This is a genomic window from Lactococcus hircilactis (assembly GCF_009601015.1).
Lineage (GTDB): Bacteria > Bacillota > Bacilli > Lactobacillales > Streptococcaceae > Lactococcus > Lactococcus hircilactis.
Genome location: NZ_WITJ01000002.1, coordinates 194,487 through 214,021 on the forward strand (window position 1 = coordinate 194,487; position 19,535 = coordinate 214,021).

At 40.0% G+C, this 19,535-nt stretch carries 18 protein-coding genes and 1 tRNA gene; 7 read left to right on the forward strand and 12 right to left on the reverse strand.

The genetic code is table 11. From position 1 onward, the window contains the following. Positions 1-13: 13 nt before the first annotated feature. A complete protein-coding gene (locus tag GHI93_RS01980; protein WP_153495114.1) occupies positions 14-496 on the reverse strand; it encodes a thiol peroxidase in 483 nt (160 codons plus the stop codon). 132 nt (positions 497-628) lie between these two features. Between GHI93_RS01980 and GHI93_RS01985 the strand changes: the two genes are divergently transcribed. Beyond that, positions 629-1,312, forward strand: a complete 684-nt coding sequence (locus GHI93_RS01985) for an alpha/beta fold hydrolase (protein ID WP_153495116.1) — start codon at positions 629-631, stop codon at positions 1,310-1,312. A gap of 63 nt (positions 1,313-1,375) precedes the next feature. Further along, complete coding sequence (locus GHI93_RS01990; RefSeq protein ID WP_153495118.1) at positions 1,376-1,876, forward strand: GNAT family N-acetyltransferase; 501 nt, start codon at positions 1,376-1,378, stop codon at positions 1,874-1,876. 70 nt (positions 1,877-1,946) lie between these two features. Here GHI93_RS01990 and GHI93_RS01995 read toward each other — a convergent pair whose 3' ends face one another. From GHI93_RS01995 to radA, 3 genes are all read right to left on the reverse strand, one after another. After that, positions 1,947-3,233: an MFS transporter gene (locus GHI93_RS01995; protein WP_153495119.1), complete on the reverse strand. Its 1,287-nt coding sequence runs from the start codon at positions 3,231-3,233 to the stop codon at positions 1,947-1,949. Positions 3,234-3,435: 202 nt separating this feature from the next. After that, entirely contained in the window at positions 3,436-4,515 is a 1,080-nt protein-coding gene (locus GHI93_RS02000; protein ID WP_153495121.1) for a PIN/TRAM domain-containing protein, read from the reverse strand. Positions 4,516-4,599: 84 nt separating this feature from the next. Next, positions 4,600-5,964: a DNA repair protein RadA gene (radA, locus tag GHI93_RS02005; protein WP_153495123.1), complete on the reverse strand. Its 1,365-nt coding sequence runs from the start codon at positions 5,962-5,964 to the stop codon at positions 4,600-4,602. Positions 5,965-6,186: 222 nt separating this feature from the next. Between radA and menB the strand changes: the two genes are divergently transcribed. The 5 genes from menB (at position 6,187) to GHI93_RS02030 (ending at position 10,505) form a co-directional block, all read left to right on the forward strand. Beyond that, entirely contained in the window at positions 6,187-7,029 is an 843-nt protein-coding gene (menB, locus tag GHI93_RS02010; RefSeq protein WP_153495125.1) for a 1,4-dihydroxy-2-naphthoyl-CoA synthase, read from the forward strand. Between the two features lie 37 nt (positions 7,030-7,066). Further along, positions 7,067-8,455 (forward strand): o-succinylbenzoate--CoA ligase, encoded by a 1,389-nt coding sequence (menE, locus tag GHI93_RS02015; protein ID WP_153495127.1) that lies wholly within the window; start codon positions 7,067-7,069, stop codon positions 8,453-8,455. Next, the gene (locus GHI93_RS02020) at positions 8,452-8,820 is read left to right on the forward strand and encodes a PaaI family thioesterase (RefSeq protein ID WP_153495129.1); all 369 of its coding nucleotides are present in this window, start codon (positions 8,452-8,454) and stop codon (positions 8,818-8,820) included. The genes menE and GHI93_RS02020 overlap by 4 nt, the downstream gene beginning before the upstream one ends. 91 nt (positions 8,821-8,911) lie before the next feature. Continuing rightward, positions 8,912-9,487 carry a TetR/AcrR family transcriptional regulator gene (locus tag GHI93_RS02025; protein WP_153495131.1) on the forward strand — a complete coding sequence of 192 codons (576 nt, stop codon included), beginning with the start codon at positions 8,912-8,914 and terminating at the stop codon, positions 9,485-9,487. 190 nt (positions 9,488-9,677) lie between these two features. Beyond that, positions 9,678-10,505 carry an SDR family NAD(P)-dependent oxidoreductase gene (locus GHI93_RS02030; RefSeq protein ID WP_153495133.1) on the forward strand — a complete coding sequence of 276 codons (828 nt, stop codon included), beginning with the start codon at positions 9,678-9,680 and terminating at the stop codon, positions 10,503-10,505. Between the two features lie 337 nt (positions 10,506-10,842). Here GHI93_RS02030 and GHI93_RS02035 read toward each other — a convergent pair. From GHI93_RS02035 to infA, 8 genes are all read right to left on the reverse strand, one after another. Next, positions 10,843-10,915 (reverse strand) — tRNA-Thr (locus GHI93_RS02035). Positions 10,916-11,011: 96 nt separating this feature from the next. After that, positions 11,012-16,252: a Cna B-type domain-containing protein gene (locus GHI93_RS02040; protein WP_153495134.1), complete on the reverse strand. Its 5,241-nt coding sequence runs from the start codon at positions 16,250-16,252 to the stop codon at positions 11,012-11,014. Between the two features lie 321 nt (positions 16,253-16,573). After that, positions 16,574-16,954 (reverse strand): 50S ribosomal protein L17, encoded by a 381-nt coding sequence (gene rplQ, locus GHI93_RS02045; RefSeq protein ID WP_153495136.1) that lies wholly within the window; start codon positions 16,952-16,954, stop codon positions 16,574-16,576. 73 nt (positions 16,955-17,027) lie between these two features. Further along, on the reverse strand, positions 17,028-17,966 hold the full coding sequence (locus GHI93_RS02050) for a DNA-directed RNA polymerase subunit alpha (protein ID WP_153495138.1): 939 nt from the start codon (positions 17,964-17,966) through the stop codon (positions 17,028-17,030). A 48-nt stretch (positions 17,967-18,014) separates the two neighbouring features. After that, positions 18,015-18,398, reverse strand: a complete 384-nt coding sequence (gene rpsK, locus GHI93_RS02055) for a 30S ribosomal protein S11 (RefSeq protein ID WP_054639142.1) — start codon at positions 18,396-18,398, stop codon at positions 18,015-18,017. 18 nt (positions 18,399-18,416) lie between these two features. Continuing rightward, a complete protein-coding gene (gene rpsM / locus GHI93_RS02060; protein ID WP_153495140.1) occupies positions 18,417-18,782 on the reverse strand; it encodes a 30S ribosomal protein S13 in 366 nt (121 codons plus the stop codon). Between the two features lie 18 nt (positions 18,783-18,800). Next, positions 18,801-18,917 carry a 50S ribosomal protein L36 gene (gene rpmJ, locus GHI93_RS02065; protein WP_014024193.1) on the reverse strand — a complete coding sequence of 39 codons (117 nt, stop codon included), beginning with the start codon at positions 18,915-18,917 and terminating at the stop codon, positions 18,801-18,803. A gap of 54 nt (positions 18,918-18,971) precedes the next feature. Beyond that, positions 18,972-19,190, reverse strand: coding sequence for a translation initiation factor IF-1 (infA, locus tag GHI93_RS02070; RefSeq protein ID WP_153495142.1), 219 nt, complete (start codon positions 19,188-19,190; stop codon positions 18,972-18,974). Positions 19,191-19,535 lie beyond the last annotated feature (345 nt).

Consider the following 19,535-nt stretch of genomic DNA (forward strand, 5'->3'; position numbering starts at 1 on the left):
GGAAATCCTCTTTTTACAGCGCTGCTTTCAATGCGGCATCATAGTTAGGTTCTTGTGATACTTCAGATAAAATTTCTGAATAAACAATGGCTCCATTTTTAATTACAAAAATCGAACGTGCTAATCTCCCTGCAATGGGGCCTTCTTTCATCAGCAAACCATACGCTTTTCCAAATGAGCCGTCGTCTGATAAAATTGTCATTTCCACACCTTCTGCGGCACACCAATTTTTTTGCTCGTCTGGTGTGTTATTAGAAATACTTAAAAAATCAATTTCCTGATGCTGACTCGCTTCTACATTAAAGTGCTTGGTTTGCAGCGCACACACTCTCGTATTAATGTTAGGAAAAACACTGATTAAAACAGGTTTTGTCAGCGCTGACAGCGTGACTTTTTTTCCTGTCAGATCGTGTAGCGTAAAATCAGGTGCATTTCCTTTTACAATCGGATCGATGGTGCTTACTTTTTCACCATGATAACTCAAATCAAAAACCATTTTTATCCTCATTTTCTTTATTTTTCTGTTATTCCTATCATACCATTTTCATAAAACGCTTAGAAAAGATATGCTTAAAAATTGATTATTTTTCCGATTTTTTGCTATACTGTTCTTGAAAGCGATAAAAAAATGGATAAATGGATAACAACAACAGACCAAGTCAAAATTTATTACAGTGTTTGTGGACATGGGCCAGCTCTCATTTTTTTGCATGGCAATTTGCAAACGGGACGCGTCTTCAAAAAACAAGTGGCTTATTTCTCAAAAAAATACACGTGCTTAACGATTGATACACGCGCACATGGACGAAGTTTTTTTGATGGTGAGCGACTGGTCTTTAGTCGATTGGCACAGGATGTTTTTGATGTGATGAATCAAGAAAATCTACAAAAAGCAGATTTGATTGGTTTTAGTGACGGAGCGAATATTGCAATGGTTCTCGCTTCTGAACATCCAGATCGTTTTTCACGACTGGTTTTAAACGCTGGAAATTTGACAACAAAGGGAATCTATTTCGCTTTACGTTTTTTCTTTTTTGTCACAACCCACCTCTTAAATTGGCTCAAAATTAGCCGTCCCACACTTCAGCTGCTCACCCAAAATACCGGACTTGAAATGAGTGATTTATCTCGAATTACAGCTCAAACACTCATTTTGATTGGTCAATTTGACGTGGTCAAGTACGCTCATGCTTATGAAATGAGCACTTTCATTCCCGATTCAAAATTAATTGTTGCCCCGCTAGCCACGCATCTTTTTTTCTACTTCCAACCCAAGCGCTTTAACAAATTGATTGATCAATTCCTAAGCTGATGAAAAACAGCACTAAAGCACGAATTTTAATCTTCATTTCAGTATTTTTGATATAATAATCTCATGACTACTATAAAATATGATTTTGCAAAATTGAGTGATCTTGATGAGATCATGCACGTTGAAAATTCTTGCTTTACGCCAGATGAAGCATCCTCACGAGAAGCGATGCTTGAGCGCATTTCCCTGATTTCTGACACCTTTATCGTCGCAAGAGACATGGAAAAACAAGGGACCGTCGTTGGAATTATCGTGGGTCCAACGTCATCACGGCCTTACATCACAGATGACCTGTTTGACCATTCAACTCCAAATAAACCCACAGACACTGTTCAGACCATCACAAGCTTGGCTGTTTTAGAGGAATACCGTAAGCACAAAATTGCAACGCATCTGCTTGAAAAACTCGCTGAGGTGGATCGTGAAAATGGACGAAAAGTCATCAGCCTGACGTGCTTAGACTCCCTTATCCCGTACTATGAAAAACACGGCTTCAAAAATAAAGGAAAATCAGAATCAAAACTAGCTGGCGAAACTTGGTATAACATGACTTACGACCTCTAATTTAGTTTTGTCAGCACGCGCTTCACTTTTAAATCTCAAAAAAATTTCTGTCAGTACTGACAGAAATTTTTTATTGTATCGGATGCCCTTGTTTTGTCATTCCGTGACGTAATCTCGTTCTTTGATTCGCATGAATCGAATATTTTTCTAACGTTAATCCCATGATCAGCGCTGACAAAAGTCCACAGCCACCTAGCAACCAAATTCCACCTGACAAAAAGCCAATGCCAGCACCAGCCGCAATCAAAAGTGGCCCAGCTGCAGCGCCCGTATCCCCAAAAAGTCTGCACATTGCTAAAAATTGCGCCCGATAATTTTCTGGTGCCATGTCAGCACTAATGGTCATAATCATTCCTGCACCAATACTATTTCCAAGCCCCATGATTAATGACACGATTGCCATCGACCAAATCCCGTGCGTCAGCGGAATAAACAAGATAGAGCCACCAAGAATCAACATCGAAGGAATCGCAACCCAAAGTCTGCCATACTTATCCATCATTTTTCCAGCAGGATAAAAAAGAAGTGCATCCAAAAGTCCTGACAATCCATAAATATAACTGGTCATTGAAGCATTCAATCCGATATGTGCTGCCCACAAAGGTAAAGCAGTATTTGACGTTTGTCGTACCGCACCAACTAAAACAATCGCAATGCCTAATGTCGCAAACATCTTCAAATTTTTACGTAAGATATAAGATGTTTTCACCGTCACTTGCTTTACTTTCTTCACTGTTTTTGGCACCTCAATTTCAGGAACCGCATAAACAACGATAAAGGTTATACAAGTCAACACTACTGCCGCCCAAAATGCACCAGGAAGCCAATCTTCACGCTTTCCAGCAACGCTAATCGCAAAAATTGACATGATTGCACCTCCCACAAATGGACCAATCAATGATCCAATTCGCGTCATTCCTCCGAGAATGGAAAGCGACAATGACCGCCGAAGTGGTGGAGTAACCTCCGTCAAATACGCCTGTCTCGCAAGAACAAAAAGTGCATTGACCATTCCCAAAATAAAAATACTCAGCGCAAAAATGACCCAGTTCGGCGTGAATGCACACGTCACAAGTAAAATCAATGTGACAACAGCACCATAAAGCATCGCTTTACGATCGCCAAGTTTCGTTGCCAAATATCCTGCTGGAATATCCCCAACGACCTGTCCAATCCCAAGAAGTGCAACAATAAACGCCGCAATCGCTGGACTCGCATGGAGTTCTAACGCCATAAGTGGAATGACAGGCGTCACTGCCCCAATTCCTGTTTCATAAATCATCGTTGGAGCATAAATGCTCGCTACTTGCTTTCCAAAAGAAAGTTCATTTGGTTGTGTCATTTTACTTTGAGTCATTTCTCTTCGATTCTAATTCATCCTATTTTCTTTTACATTCTATATTTTACATTTCAAAATGAAAAATATCAAAAATTGCTAATGATATAAACGTAATTGAATTTTAATGTTTTATTTATAAATTCATTCTAGCACCTGCAAACACGCAATCATTGCTACTCACCAAGGTCAAAAAAACAGATGATGCTCATCATCTGCTCTTTTATTTACTGACTAAATTTGCAAAAATCATCCGACCTGCAGAAGTTTGCAACACTTTATCCACTTCGACTGTCACCGTTTTATCAATTAATTTTGCAGTATCTTCAATTACAATCATCGTTCCATCTGGCAAATAAGCCACACCTTGCTGTCGTTCAGACCCCTCACGAATAATCTGAACACGGATTTGTTCTCCCACCACCAATTGCGTTTTAACTGCATTCGCCAAGTCATTGATATTTAAAACACGAACTCCCTGAATCTCAGCAACTTTATTTAAATTAAAGTCATTGGTCACAAGTTTAGCGCCTGTTTCAGCTGCATAGCGCAATAATTTCGTATCCACTTCGTGGACATCTGAATAATCTTTACTTGAAATCTCAACATTATCAAACGCTTTTAAAGCATTGACTAAATCGAGTCCACGACGTCCTTTAGCCCGCTTCAAACTATCTGCACTGTCTGAAATTGTCTGTAATTCTAGTAACACAAAATTCGGGACAATTACCTTATCAGAAATAAATCCCGTTTCCAAAACATCCAAGATTCGTCCATCAATCACAGAGCTTGTATCCAACACAATACTATGCTCTTTTGTTTCATTTTCCTTAGTTTCTGATGCTTCTGCTTCACTGACTGCACCTTCACGTCGTTTACGAAACAATACTCGGAAAATTTCATCCCCTCGCTTATCAAAAACAATATATCCCAAATAAACGAAAATCAAAATCAACAAAAATGGAACCAATGAATTGAGAATCGGAATATTCAATCGTCCTAAAGCAAATGAAGCCAAAACTCCGACAACAAGTCCGACAATAACACCAATAAAGTTATACACGAGCTTTGATAAATTAATGCGCGTAATCGCATTTTCCAAACGTTTCAAACCACGAATCATCATTCCTGAAACTAAAAAAGAAAGAATAAGAAAAATAATTGCACCAATTAATCCATCAAAAATGCCGTGATCTAAAATACTATTTCTTTGCCCCAAAACTTTTCCAAGCACAGGCAAAAGGGTCGTTCCTAAAGAAGCCCCAACAATCATCATCAGTAGATGAATGACCCAACGTCGCATAGACATCCTCCTTATTAATTATGATGAGGCTTTCAACCTCTCTATTCATTATAACACAGAAGTTCTTTTTTATCTTATCTCACTCTAATCAAATACTAATTTCAGACATTCTTGAAGCGTTGTAACTCCAATCACTTGAAGGTTTTTAGGAACATCAATCCCAATCAATGAATTTTTCGGCGCATACACTTTTTTAAATCCTAATTTACTCGCTTCATTCAAGCGCTGCTCAATGCGTGTCACCCGTCGAATCTCTCCAGTCAATCCAATTTCACCAATGAAACACTCTGAGGCCTGCGTGGGGTGCTCTTTGTAACTGGAGGCAATCGAAACTGCAACAGCCAAATCAATTGCTGGCTCATCTAATTTCACACCTCCCGCGGACTTCAAGTATGCATCTTGATTTTGCATCATTAATCCCGCACGTTTTTCAAGCACTGCAATAATCAAACTGACCCGATTAAAATCCAGCCCAGACGTTGTCCTTCGCGCATTGCCAAACATCGTCGGTGTTGTCAAAGCTTGAATTTCAACTAAAATCGGACGTGTTCCTTCTAAAGCACACACAATAGCAGATCCTGATGATCCTTCTAATCGCTCTTCAAGAAAAACCTCTGATGGATTAGTGACTTCAATCAAACCTTGCCCTTGCATTTCAAAAATTCCGATTTCATTTGTTGAACCAAACCGATTTTTAACCGCTCTTAAAATCCGAAAAGTATTATTGCGTTCTCCTTCAAAGTACAACACCGTATCTACCATATGCTCCAACATCCGAGGACCAGCAAGCGTTCCTTCTTTTGTCACATGACCGACAATAAAAGTAGCGATATTATTACTTTTAGCGATTTGCATCAACTCTCCTGTCACTTCACGGACTTGACTAACTGAACCTTGTGTCCCTGGAAGTTCAGGTGATAGGATAGTTTGGATGGAATCAATGATCAAGAATTCAGGATGTAATCTTTCAACCTCCGCACGAATTGCTTGCATGTTTGTCTCAGCATAAAGATAAAAATCGCTCTCTATATCGCCCAATCGCTCAGCGCGCAGCTTGATTTGCTGTGCCGACTCCTCCCCACTGACATAAAGCACTCGACCACGAGAGGCGAGTTGCGTTGAGACTTGTAGCAATAACGTTGATTTCCCAATTCCTGGATCTCCACCAATTAACACGAGACTCCCAGGTACAATCCCTCCTCCTAAAACACGATTAAATTCATCCAGATCAGTCTTGACACGAGGGGTTTCAAAAAGCTCAACTTCCCCCAATTTCATTGGTTTTGAGCGCTCTCCTGAAACTGAAACTCGTGCATGCTTGACCTCTATAATTTCGACTGCTTCAACAAAAGAGCTCCACGCACCACAATTGGGGCAACGTCCCAGGTAAGCAGCTGATTTATACCCACAATTTTGACATTCGAATGTCGATGATTTTTTCTTTGCCATCCTTCTCCTCTATTTTTATACGTAATTTTCTATGAATTGTAACACCAGCCCACACTAATTTTTTTCTCCTTTTATTTTATCACAAATCTTTTTTCTGATAAATCGTAAAATCTTCTTTATCCTTTTAAATGGGATTGGTGTTATAATGAGAATGGTCTGATTCTGTTTTCGTGTGAAAGCAAATTGACTTGTATCACAACTTTTTTATTTAAAGGAGTCCTAATGACAACATTTAACTGGGTTGCAGGAACGCGCAACTATGAAGATATCAAGTATGAGGTTTATGATCACATTGCTAAAATCACCATTAATCGTCCTGAGGTGCGCAATGCTTTTCGCCCTAAGACTGTTTCTGAACTCATTGATGCGTTTTCTGTCGCACGTGACGACACTGAGGTGGGCGTGATTATTTTGACAGGGCAAAACCATGGAAAAGGGCAGGATAAAGAAGCCTTTTGTTCTGGGGGCGATCAAAAAGTCCGTGGGAATGGTGGATATGTGGGAGAGGATCATATTCCTCGCTTAAATGTGCTTGATTTGCAGCACTTGATTCGAATCACACCAAAACCTGTCATTGCTATGGTCAATGGTTTTGCAATCGGTGGTGGGCACGTGTTACATCTTGTTTGTGATTTGTCAATCGCTTCTGAAAATGCACGCTTTGGTCAGACTGGTCCTCGCGTGGGATCATTTGATGGCGGGTACGGGGCTGGGTTGCTCGCTGCAATGGTTGGACAGAAAAAAGCACGTGAAATCTGGTTTCTCTGCCGTCAATATACCGCAAAAGAAGCCTTAGATATGGGCATGGTCAATACAGTTGTCCCATTTGATCAACTCGAAGAAGAAACCGTCAAGTGGGCGCAGGAAATCCTATGTCTGTCACCAATGGCGCTGCGCATGCTCAAAGCCTCATTTAACGCGGCCACAGATGGTTTAGCTGGCTTACAACAATTTGCTGGGGATGCGACTTTGCTTTATTACACTTCTGATGAAGCAAAAGAAGGTCGGGATGCTTTTGTACAAAAACGCAAACCTGACTTTGATCAATTCCCAAAATTCCCTTGATTTCTAGCACCTTTGGGTGCTTTCATTTTACAAAACGATGATTATTAATTGGCTTAAAAACTGGGCTCAAATTAGCCCTCAAAAAAAATTTATTAACGATGCTACCTTCTTTGATGTCGATCATGCCTCTTCTTTTCTTGCAAAAAAATGGGAGCATCCGTTGCAAAATCACACCAGAATTGGACTACTCTCAGAAAATTCTTTAGCGATGTGTGTTGCGATTTTTGCACTCCTAAAACTTGGCAAAGAAATCTTATTTTTAAACACACATCTTTCTTTGTCAGAGCTGACAGAACAAATTTCGGATGCACAGCTTTCAACTGTCGTGAGCGCGTCTCAATTTGAACACCGTGTCACTCATTTGCCACTCAAAATCCCCCCTCTTTTTCTGTCAGTACTGACAGAAATTCCCAAGTTGCATCATGAGTCTTTTTTTCTTCCAGAACAGCCCGAAAAAATAGCCTTCATCATGAATACAAGCGCCACCACCGGAAAATTTAAATCTGTTCCAATTACAGAAAAAATGGTCTACGCTCAAGTCAAGGCTTCAAAAGAAATCCTCGGCAGTTTTTTTGATGACAATTGGTTAATTGCCACGCCGCTTTTTCACGTCAGTGGACTTTCCATTCTCATGCGCAGTTTGTACAATGGAACAGCTGTGAGTATTTTATCAAAATTCGACGAAGACAAGATTTTAAAAGCGGTTGAAACTGAGGAGATAAATATGATGTCGTTAGTGCCAACCATGCTCAGCCGCTTGATTGAGCGTTTGGAAAAGCATCGTCTTCGCGTGATTTTGCTGGGAGGAGCTTTCATTCCAAGAGCGTTGATTGATGCCGCACTAAAAAAAGAACTTCCCATTTATAAAACGTACGGGATGACTGAGACTTTTTCACAATCTGCAACGCTGAATCTCTCTCATCATCACGATAAGCTGGATGCCGTTGGACGCGCTTTACCAACCGTTCAAATTACCCTAAAAAATGTCAATAAAGACGGAATCGGAGAGATTATGATCGACTCTCCAATGGTGATGCGGGGCTATCTTTTGAAGCCTCCATTGTCTGGTCCTTTTGAAACGGGCGACATTGGCTTTATTGATGCGGACGGTTTTTTGTACGTGCTCAATCGTCGCAATGACATCATTATTTCTGGTGGAGAAAATATCTATCCAAAAGAAATCGAAAATTTAGTGTATGAACTTCCAGAGATTGAGGAGTGTGTGGTGATTCCGCGCGCTGACGAAAAATGGGGACAAGTTCCTGTACTGTATTACTCTTGCAAAGATTCTGTCATTACTGACAGCACCATTTTATCTTATTTAAAGGGGAAACTCGCAAAATTTAAGCTCCCTCGCCAGATCATTTACTGCCAAACACTCCCCAAAAATGCTTCAGGAAAAATTATTCGAAAGGTACTGAAATGACACTCATCGATCAACTTCAGATTTCCAATGTTCAACTCACAAAAAATGGATTTACCGCTCAAATGCAGCTCTCCTTTTTCCATGCCCAACCCCAAGGGTATCTCAACGGTGGAGCCACTTTAGCATTTGCTGAAATCGCATCTGGCATGGCGTCAAATTTACTGATTGAAAAAGGATTTTTCGCCGTAGGTAAAGCAATCCATGCTAACCATCTTGCACCGACTAAAGCAAGTGGTATCCTCAAAGCACAAGCGATTTTGCTTCATAAAAGTCCCCACAATCATCTCTGGGAGCTCAGCATTTTAAACGATCAAAATAAACTCATCTCAAAAATCACAGTTGAAAATGCGATCATCAAAAACTAAAACTGTTTTTGATAATCAAAATCAAGTGATTTAACTCATTTTTTAGCGTCAGCTCTTGACAAATGAACGTTCATTCAGTTAAAATAAAAGCATGAGAAAAATTGATGAAAATAAAAAAAGGGCCATCACACAAGCTGTTTTTGAACTCACCGAAACAGTTGGATTGGTCGGATTGTCCATTGCTAAAGTCGCAAAACTCGCTGGAGTGAGTCCTGCCACAATTTATGTGTATTACGCCGATAAATCTGATATGCTGGCACAGATATTGATTGGTGTCAAAGATATTCTTGATGATGGGCAAGAAGCACTTATATTATCTGTTGACGATCCAATAGAACAGCTCAAAAAATTACTTGCTCACCTCATTGAAAAGTGGACAACCTATCCAAAACATGCGCTTTTCATGCGTGCTGCACTTGAAAACGCCAGTGAAATCGCTCCTGTTGGCATCGCATACTCGCAAAAACGGGCGGAGGTTGTCGTTGCCCTATACGAGCGCCTGCTTTCGAGTGGCCAAATTAAGATGCTCTCACAAAACTTACTGATCAGTTGGACCGCTGGTGGAATCATGAATAATCTGATGTTCCACGCAAAAAACGGAACGACTCCTGATCAAGTGGAGATTGATCAAATGATCGAGCTCTCAATTGATGCGATTAAAAAATAATCTCAAAACTGACGGTGATGAAACGCACCGTTTTTTTTTGACTTTTCATTCGCACCAAAAACGTAAAGGAAAAAGCGTCGTCAAAAAAATTTATATTTTCTCTCTTTATACTTGACAAATGAATCATCATTCAGTTATAATTTTAAGTGAATGAACAATCATTTAATTAAAAACGAAAAGAGTATTACTTATGAAAACTGTGATCATCACTGGAGCATCCAATGGAATGGGATATGAAGCCGCACTTTTATTTGCAAAAAAAGGCTGGAGGGTCTTTGCTGGAGCCCGTCGTGTCGAAAAAATTCCAACAGCATCAAATCTTACTTCTCTCAAACTTGATGTTACAAATTCAATTTCCAATACCGAGTTTATCGCAGCAATCCTCAAACAAACGGATCGAATTGATGTTTTAATCAACAACGCAGGATATGGAGAATACGGTCCGGCCGAAGAAATTCCAATGGAAAACATCAGAAAACAATTTGAAACTAATTTTTTTGGTGCTGTTGAGCTCACTCAGCTCGTCCTTCCCACGATGCGCGCACAAAAATCTGGACGTATCATCAACATTTCAAGCATTGGTGGAGATTTGTATATGCCACTTGGAGCATATTATCATGCAACAAAAGCTGCACTTCAACAATGGAGCGATGCTTTAGACAGTGAAATCAAACCTTTTGGCGTCCGCTCACTGATTGTCCAGCCTGGTGGGACCGCATCCAGTTGGGGAGCGATTGCAATGGAAAATGCAATGAAAAATCTTAAAACAAATAGTCCCTATGCCCCCACGGTTAGAGCTGTCCAGAGCGCACTTTCTGGTGAGCACTTTGGGACAGGTGCGACATCGGCTGATCTTGCTGCACTTTTTTATAAAGCCGCAACAGATGCAACTCCAAAACGACGCTATTTTCATTCCTTTGGTGATCGCACTGTAGTCCATATCGCACGCGCGTATCCTCGACTATTTTCAAAACTCTTAGCGTTTATGGTCAAACGTCTCACAAAAGTTGAAAAATAAAGTTCTTAACACTCATCATGGTCAAAAAACTTGAAAAACGTTGAAACACATAACACGAACACACAAATAAAAAAAACCTAAACGGACCTCATTCTATTTATACCATTGATGGCAATACAGCAAAAATTGAAAATTCAATTGACAAAAAAACGCACCATGCCATTCACTCTTCATTTTTGCCGAATCGTGATTGTAGCGCGGTTGGCGAGGAGAAAAAACCTCCCCTAAAACCTCCCCAAGCAGATGGCAAAAACGGACAATTATGGGCTAAAATGGACAAATGAGAAAAAAAGAAAAAGCCATGTAAACGGCTTAGTAGTGCGCTTGGCGCGCGGTATGCCATTGATGTGAATCGAACACACGACCTTCACCTTACCATGGTGCTGCTCTACCGACTGAGCTACAACGGCATCGTCACTTATTTAAAAAGTGTCCTTTATTATTCTACCAAAATTTCTAAAAAAATCAACTTAAAAAGTCTACTGAGTAGACTTTTTCGTTTAATTTTATTTTTTCTGTTTTTTCCACAGTCGCACTAGAGAAGGGCAAAGTAAAATCCCAACCCCTAACAGGGCCAAAAAGAGTTCTAATTCATCACTCAGCTGTGGCAATACTGCATTACTTTGGTCTTTTTCTTTATCATTGTCATTGTTTTTGTCATTGGTTTTGTCATTGTTTTTGTCATTGGTTTTATCTTCATTTTCCTGTGGCGGAATTTTAAAATTGGCAAATCGAATGCCGTTTTCAGTTGATCCTTGATATTCTGGAAAATGCTCTAAGGCATCAAAGATAAGAAGGTTAGGATTTTGATCGGACCGTCTCGCCATTCGGACATGGATCACAGACGCTTCTGCATTTTTTCCTTGTGCCTCATCCATATATGCGACAATGACTGCATCTGTGACTTGATAACCTGGCGGTGGATTATTTTCGCTAATAATATAGAGATTTCCTCGTCCCATATTATTCATCGTCTTAGAGCCGTTAACTGTCGAAAGCGTTGCTCCAGTAGCAACATCAATCGCATCATTTGTGAGTCCATCTTCTTGGGTACCACTGAGATGGAGGGCATCAATATCAAGACTTGACATCGTATCAAATTGTCCTTGATCATCGTATTGATCGACCCAACGTAAGCGAAATTGAGTATCCATCAACTGACCTGAACTCCCATCTATTTTTTCAATCGTGAGCGGATGTGTTACATTTGATAAAATATCAAATGAAATCACATAAGGATTTCTTGCTTCTAATCCGATTTGTTCTGTCCGAATCAATGCGCGACGTCCAAGTTCAGGTACTGCGGGGTGATGTCCTGAGACCACCTCTGCATCAGAGATTTCTTGGTCTGGAGTTGCAACAATCTGTTCAGCTTCCAATGTGAATGCATCATTTTCAATATGATTAATTGCCTCAACCAGTGTTGGGGTTTTAATTTCCCATGTACTGATGCCATCAAAAACTGGAAAATGCCCTACACTATCAAGTTTTCTGAGCTGATATGTTGTATCATAAGCTAATTCGACCACGCCATTTTCTGTCTCATCCACGGATCCATCTGCCAAAATTCGCCGCAACTGTCCGTCTGAACCTGAACGAAGTGGGATAGAAAGCGTCTCATCAAAGGGTAAAATCAGGGCTGGCAAACGTAAGGGTAAAATCGCCCGATCCAGCGTTATGACGTTCCAATCAAACGGAATAAGAGCTGATGTTTGCGTGAGAAGAAAATTTACCCCATCAAGGGCTGATCTTCGCGCACGATCTGCTGTCGTGAAATCCGCATCCAATTTGTTCACTTCAAGAAGAAGTTCAGGACCAACCAACACATTTGTGATTTCAAAATGAGATGGAGACAGGGGATCTAAGGGGTTCTGTGGTGTCACATGAATGGATGACTCATAAAGAGGGGCTACAGCCTCGTCTAGCACTTCTGTGACAAAATACTCAAGCTCACGACTATTCCCCGCATCCGCCTCATATTTTGCGAGCCCATCAATCATAAACGTCCACTGATTCTCCTCAGAAAGCACACGATAGACCTGATTTCCATTCTCATCTAAAACAGGAAGCTGACTTCCAAAGTCAATATTTCCCAGACTATCATAATTATAGTGCCAAAGATAAATCCTGATTTCTTGAGGGCGTACAGTAGTTTCCTCATCTGAGTGCCATATTTTGTGACCACTGACAGAAGTTTGATTTCTAAACTGATTGATCAAATGAAACGGCTCATACTCCTCACGACTCAACTCATATCCAAAAGGAGCACTCACTTCTCTTACCGTGTACACAAACGGCCCAAGCGCATGATTTCGATAAACGGGCAAGTGCTCAAACGTATGAATCCAATTTTCGTCAGCACTGACAAAATCCGTTTCAAAGACTTCCCCATCTTGTAAGAGTTCAATTTCAATGCTTTCTGGACGATGACCAAAGACATTATCCTCATCATCCCACGATTTTGTGACCGTAATGTCTCGTTTATCATAATCAAATATATTTTTGATATCAAATCTTCCTAATTCTGGCTGTTCTTCAGGATAGACCGTGCGATAATTCGCAATGGATTCTTCACGTACTTGATAATTGATTTCGCGTCCCAACTCATCTTCTTTGGGGTGACTTCCAAAATCATATTGCCAATTTTGAGCAGCCGTGACACGTTTTGTCGCTATCAAAGTCGGTGATTGACTGCCTTCGTTTGGATAAGCCCATAATTGTATTGAGAGCTCTTCTGGTCGATACTGATCATTTGGCTCACCTTCCCAAAATTTTTGTCCAGAAATGTCAATCTGCTCAGGAATAAAGCGATTTGTAATTTCAAAATGTGTCTCATCTATTTTTTCGATGGTTTTTGTATAATGCGATGAAACACTTACTTCTTTTACCTCATAGTCATACTTTGTAGTGGCGTCTTTATACTCAGCAAGTGCTTCAAAAACCGTATTCCAAACACGCGCTTGAGGATCCCCACTTAATTCCACTGGTTCCCCATACGCTTCTCCATCCCGAAAAAGTTGAAGGGTAATGGCACTTGGACGATGACCGGCACGATTATTGTGATCCTCCCAAATTTTATCGACTGAAAGTTCTATTTTTGACACTTGTAAGGTATTCTCAAGATTCAATCCCTCAACTTTACTCTTATAATGTGGGACTGTTTTTTCATTAATGGTATATGCGTAAGTGTTCCCTGACAAATCACGTGTCGGTACCCATCCAAAATCATAGGTCCAAATATCCGCATCGTCATTGTCAATCGGTGCTTTGGCTTCAACTTCGCGATAAAGAAGTCCATTTTGATAGAGTTCAATTTTAAGACGCTCAGGACGAAATTGTCTCATTTCTCCTGATTCAACCCACGTTTTTTCTCCACTGAGTCGTGTCACATCGCGCTGATTCACTAAAATCACCTTAAATCGTGCAAGAGTTTCATCCGACTCCGTGAGATAAACACTATGATGATCTGAAGGATCATCTGCACTCATCGTGATATTCCCATCTAAAACCTGAATGGACCAAGGGCCAGCACTATGATGAGATAAAAGAGGCGTCGTTTCAATGAGCTTGTAAGTGGTATTATTTTTCAATCTCACACTCCCATCAGCCCACTCTACTTTTCCCTGTGCATCACTCACGCCAGTACTTACACTCTCTTGAGAAGCTGTTTTTAGTTCAAAAACAGCCCCAGCTGGTGTATGTCCTTCATCGGATTGCTTGATGAGCTCAAATTTCCAAAGCTCTGTATTTGTAATGCTCTTTGCGTCCTCACTGATTTTTGAATCATAAGCTGGTGCACCACTTTCTCCTATAATACGGTACTCAAAAGTTTCTCCACGATTATTAAATCGAGGAAGAAAAACCCTTGTGTCATCCTCAGTCAAAAGGAGGTGGTCAAGCCCTTCTTGTGTCCATTTTTCATCTTCTTGTGATCCTTTGAGCGTGGTAAATGCTGACTGCCAACTTTCTTTATGTGTTGTTGTGGAACGTTTGATTTCAAGTTGGATTTCTGTTGGCCTTTCGGTAGGAGTTATGGCCATTTCTTTCCAGATTTTTGTCAGATCAAGTTGCGTCCCAAAAGCACGTCCAGAAGGGACTGCAAAAGGGAGTGCGACACTTTGAGGAGTGGGCTGTAAAAAAGTCTGTTCTGGATCAGAAATGTGCCGCCAAACCTCAGGTAAAAATTCCTTTTTTTCTGTTTGAAGATGCACTTGATGATGAATTTGGATTTCCTCACCTCGTCCCAGATTGAGATGATTCACAGTAATCGTTTGTTTGAGTGGATCAAAAGAGGCCGTGTAGTTTTGAGCAGCAGAAGTTGTCCCATTGACAAAATAACGTGTTGAAAGTTGATTTTGATTATCCCATTCAAATTGCTCGCCAAGTTTGATTTGGACAGATCCATTTGAAATCGTCTTGAAAAATTTGAGCAGATTGGCTTGTAAATAATCTGAAAGTTGAGTAGGATCATAAATATTTTGAAAAAAATAATCATCAGAAACGAGTTTTTTCATTTGTTCAATAATCTGCTGATTGCTAAACGCTGGCCAGTATCCTGGATTTGTTCCTCCATTTGAACCGATCGCATCATTTTCAGGCATTGCAATACCAATCCCGTGAACTTCAACTCCCGCTTTTTTTAATTGCTCTGCCTCAAAGTAAGTCGCTGGAAAAACACTATTATAAGTTGGTCCAGAAGTTGCCCCTTGCACATAACGATTGGTGAATCCTGCATAAGATCCTGTTCCGTCAATCGGACGTGCCGCTCGATTTCCAGAAGGGAGCGGAGTGTTGTAATTTCCAAAATTATTCGGTGCTGGATTAGTGCTGTATCCTTCAAGAAAAGCAGAGTGCTCTGTTGTTGTTGCTGTCACTTCTCCAAGATCAATCTCTCCTTGAGGGTTCATTTCAGTACTTCCTGTGATCCGATTTGCAAGCGTTGGGACACCATCTGTCAAAAGGATGACGATTTTTTTTCGATTTTCCTCTCCTGAAAGCATCGCTCTTGCTTCTCTCAATCCCGTTTGAGTAAACGTGCCTTGATTTGCATCTGGATGTTGCGGTGTCGCATCCCGTAAGCGCTGAGCGTTCGTTTCTACGTCATCTATCGGTACATATCTCGTTCCTGAGTTGTAAAGTAAATTTCCATAAGCCACATGACCGACTCGAATATAATCTTTAGGGATTTCATTTTCTGTCAGTACTGACAGAAGTGTTTGAGTAAAGTTTTCAATCGCCTGATCAAGATAATACATGCGATTATGCCCTGAAACTGCCGTATCCATTGAACTGGAGTGATCAGAAACTAATACAATACTTAAAGGTTCAAAGTGTTGTTGCTGCTGTCCACGAATATTTGTGAACACATCATACAGTCCAGGCGTCTCAGTTTGTCTCGCAAATTGACGAATCGCGTAATCAGGAGCAGAAGAATTTCCTCCATAATTGATGTAGTGATCTGTAAAATTATTTCGATCTCCCTGATCTGATACGGACTCAAAAAACTCATTTGTTCCTGAAGTGCGATTTCCTGTATGATTCAAAACATCGTGCTGTCCATCAATAAACCACGTGTTCTCCTCGGCAGGACGTTCTTTATTTTCCTTGTAGTTTGGGGAAATGACCTCTTGAATTTTAGCGTGTTTTTCTACGCGAGATAACACTGTTCCACACAAATCCAAAACTAAGGGACTGATCAAAGACAAAACTGCAATGATCTGAACAAACTTTCTTATCTGATTTTTCATACGTTCTCCATTTTTTCTTACGTTTTATCATAATTATCTCATTATTTTTTAATAATAAAAAATAATATAAAAATAAAATAAGAAAAAAATGAAATAAAAAATCAACTGATGACAAATCAATTGATTTTTAGGTAAAAAAAAAACCATGAGTGATCACACTTATCCTAAAAGATAAGCGGACAGAGCTAGACTAAGCAATGCTACTCAATAATCAAGGATCAGAGGAAAAAAGTTTTCTCATCTTTTGATTATCAACTCATGCACACCGCCAACATCATAACACTCAGGTTCATTTTAATTTATTGTAACTTTCGCTCTTGATTAAACAAGTTCAATGATTGCCATTGGTGCAGCATCTCCACGACGTGGTTCTACTTTAAGAACACGAGTGTATCCACCATTGCGGCCTTCATAACGTTTAGCAAGGTCAGTGAAAAGTTTTTGAAGTGCTGTTGGGAAAGTTTCAGTTTCTTCGTTGAAATCTTTAATCGCGATTTCGTTGCGGACGTAAGCAGCAGCTTGACGACGAGCATGAAGGTCACCTTTTTTTCCAAGAGTAATCATCTTTTCAACAGTTGAACGAACTTCTTTCGCACGAGCTTCAGTGGTGTAGATGTTTTCATTGATAATCAAATCAGTGGTCAAATCACGCAACAAAGCTTTACGTTGTGCAGATTTACGTCCGAGTTTACGATTGCCCATTTTGTCTCCTTTCGCGGATTTGCAAATGCAAATCTTCAATTCGGTTTTGAATATTTTTATCCAAATCCCTTAATTATTTTCTTTTTTTAAGGGTAAGTCCCAATTCAGTCAATTTAACTTTGACTTCTTCTACTGATTTGTGACCGAGGTTTTTGACTTTAATCATGTCAGCTTCACTCATTTCAACAATATCAGCAACAGTATTGATCCCTGCACGTTTCAAACCATTGTAAGCACGGACAGAAAAGTCCATTTCTTCAATAATTTTATCGAGCACACGTTCTGTTTTCACTTCTTCTTTCACAACAAGTGTTTCAGCTTCCTGAGCGACTTGTGACAAATCAACAAATAAGTTTAAGTGATCTGTCAAGATTTTTGCAGAAAGAGAAAGTGCTTCTTCAGGAACGATGGTTCCATTTGTAGTAATTTCAAGTGTCAATTTATCATAATTAGAATTGCCACCCACACGGGCAGGTTCAACTTGATAATTTACTTTACTTACAGGGGTATAAATTGAATCAACAGCAATTGTACCAATTGGTGCGCCTTCAACTTTATTTTCATCCGCAGGAACGTAGCCATAACCTTTTTTAACAGTCATGACAGCACGCATTGAATGTCCTGCTGCAATTGTAAATAAATAGTGGTCTTTATTGACGATTTCGATATCACTATCAGTCAAAATATCGCCTGCAGTAACAGCCATAGGACCAGTTACATCAAGTTCAATTTGTTTATCAGAGCCTACGTAAGATTTAATGCTAATTCCTTTAATCGCAAGAACGATTTGGATGACATCTTCACGTACACCTGGAATGGTTGCAAATTCGTGTTGAACGCCTTCAATTTGAATTGAAGTGACCGCAGCACCAGGCAATGATGACAAAAGAACACGACGCAAAGAGTTACCTAAAGTCGTTCCGTAACCACGTTCAAGTGGTTCGACAACAAATTTTCCGTAATTTTCTGTTTCGTCAAATTTTGTAATTTTTGGTTTTTCAAACTCAATCATGTATATTCTCCTCTAAAACAAAAAGTGTTTAGCGACAAGAGTGACTAATTATACACGACGACGTTTTGGAGGACGTGCACCGTTGTGAGGTACAGGAGTCACATCAGAAATAGAAGTTACATTAAGTCCAGCAGCAGCGAGTGCGCGGATAGCTGATTCACGACCTGAACCAGGACCTTTAACTGTAACAGATACTGTTTTCAACCCTTGATCTTGAGCAGCTTTAGCAGCAGCTTCTGAAGCCATTTGTGCGGCGAATGGTGTAGATTTTTTAGAACCTTTAAATCCAAGAGCACCAGCAGATGACCAAGCAAGAGCGTTACCATGAACGTCTGTAATCATGACAATAGTGTTATTAAATGTAGATTGGATATGAACAATACCTGATTCAACATTTTTCTTAACACGACGTTTACGTGTAATTTTTGGCATTTTAACTCCTTTCTATAATTATTTTTTCTTACCAGCGATAGACTTAGCAGGACCCTTACGCGTACGCGCATTGTTTTTAGTATTTTGTCCACGCGTAGGAAGGCCACGACGGTGACGCATCCCACGGTAGCTACCAATTTCCATCAAGCGTTTGATGTTAAGGTTAACTTCACGACGAAGGTCCCCTTCAAGTTTCAAGCTGTCCAATTCACGACGGATTGCGTCTTCTTGGTCAGTTGTGAGGTCTTTTGTACGTACATCTTCTGAAACTCCAGCAGCTGCAAGTACGTGTTGAGATGTTTTAAGTCCAATACCATAAACGTAAGTCAATGAAATAACGATACGTTTTTCGTTTGGAATATCAACTCCAGCAAAACGAGCCATATTTTTTTAGTTTCCTTTCTATCCCTGACGTTGTTTGTGTTTTGGATTTACAGGGCAAATTACCATTACACGACCGTTACGACGAATTACTTTACAGTATTCGCAGATGGGTTTAACTGATGGTCTTACTTTCATTGTGTCTTCCTTTCTATAGGTTACTGTGCAAAGTGCACCCAATGAATGTCCGAATTACTTAAAGCGGTAAGTAATGCGTCCTTTTGTCAAATCGTATGGTGAAAGCTCAATTTGAACTTTGTCTCCTGGCAAAATCCGGATATAATTCTTACGAATTTTTCCTGAAATTGTCGCCAAGACTTTGTGACCATTTTCGAGTTCAACAGTGAACATTGCATTCGGCATTGTTTCAACAACTTTGCCTTCTACTTCGATTACATCATCTTTTGCCAAGCAAAAGCACCTCCTTAAATTTTTCCGAGAGATTGTTTTATCTCAAAAGTCGGACTTGTCTATTATAGCACTTAATAAATGAATTAGCAAGCTTTTTTTCCTTATCCTGCTTTATTTTTGGGCATTAGTTCGATTTTTTGTCCAGTTTTTTCACCCGACCGATATCATGACAATGTTTTCGGGTGTTTTGTGTTGGATAACTAAAAGTTCTGTCAGTGCTGACAGAACTTTTTTAACTTACCCTTGTCTTTTTGGGCGATAATAATAAGAGATGACGAGTCCCATTGCTGCGACAAGAAGGGTTGAGGCGATGATTAAGAAGATTCCCATCGGTCCATTTGCGCC

What these genes read in the sequence shown, in the direction of transcription:
- rplQ (WP_153495136.1), bottom strand. Translation starts at nt 16,954, where the DNA reads ATGGGCAATCGTAAACTCGGACGTAAATCTGCACAACGTAAAGCTTTG.
- menB (WP_153495125.1), top strand. Translation starts at nt 6,187, where the DNA reads ATGACAACATTTAACTGGGTTGCAGGAACGCGCAACTATGAAGATATC.
- GHI93_RS01985 (WP_153495116.1), top strand. Translation starts at nt 629, where the DNA reads ATGGATAAATGGATAACAACAACAGACCAAGTCAAAATTTATTACAGT.
- radA (WP_153495123.1), bottom strand. Translation starts at nt 5,964, where the DNA reads ATGGCAAAGAAAAAATCATCGACATTCGAATGTCAAAATTGTGGGTAT.
- menE (WP_153495127.1), top strand. Translation starts at nt 7,067, where the DNA reads ATGATTATTAATTGGCTTAAAAACTGGGCTCAAATTAGCCCTCAAAAA.
- GHI93_RS02000 (WP_153495121.1), bottom strand. Translation starts at nt 4,515, where the DNA reads ATGCGACGTTGGGTCATTCATCTACTGATGATGATTGTTGGGGCTTCT.
- GHI93_RS02050 (WP_153495138.1), bottom strand. Translation starts at nt 17,966, where the DNA reads ATGATTGAGTTTGAAAAACCAAAAATTACAAAATTTGACGAAACAGAA.
- GHI93_RS02030 (WP_153495133.1), top strand. Translation starts at nt 9,678, where the DNA reads ATGAAAACTGTGATCATCACTGGAGCATCCAATGGAATGGGATATGAA.
- GHI93_RS01995 (WP_153495119.1), bottom strand. Translation starts at nt 3,233, where the DNA reads ATGACTCAAAGTAAAATGACACAACCAAATGAACTTTCTTTTGGAAAG.
- GHI93_RS01990 (WP_153495118.1), top strand. Translation starts at nt 1,376, where the DNA reads ATGACTACTATAAAATATGATTTTGCAAAATTGAGTGATCTTGATGAG.
- rpsM (WP_153495140.1), bottom strand. Translation starts at nt 18,782, where the DNA reads ATGGCTCGTTTTGCTGGAGTTGATATTCCAAACGAAAAACGTATCGTT.
- GHI93_RS02020 (WP_153495129.1), top strand. Translation starts at nt 8,452, where the DNA reads ATGACACTCATCGATCAACTTCAGATTTCCAATGTTCAACTCACAAAA.
- GHI93_RS02025 (WP_153495131.1), top strand. Translation starts at nt 8,912, where the DNA reads ATGAGAAAAATTGATGAAAATAAAAAAAGGGCCATCACACAAGCTGTT.
- GHI93_RS02040 (WP_153495134.1), bottom strand. Translation starts at nt 16,252, where the DNA reads ATGAAAAATCAGATAAGAAAGTTTGTTCAGATCATTGCAGTTTTGTCT.
- rpmJ (WP_014024193.1), bottom strand. Translation starts at nt 18,917, where the DNA reads ATGAAAGTAAGACCATCAGTTAAACCCATCTGCGAATACTGTAAAGTA.
- rpsK (WP_054639142.1), bottom strand. Translation starts at nt 18,398, where the DNA reads ATGCCAAAAATTACACGTAAACGTCGTGTTAAGAAAAATGTTGAATCA.
- GHI93_RS01980 (WP_153495114.1), bottom strand. Translation starts at nt 496, where the DNA reads ATGGTTTTTGATTTGAGTTATCATGGTGAAAAAGTAAGCACCATCGAT.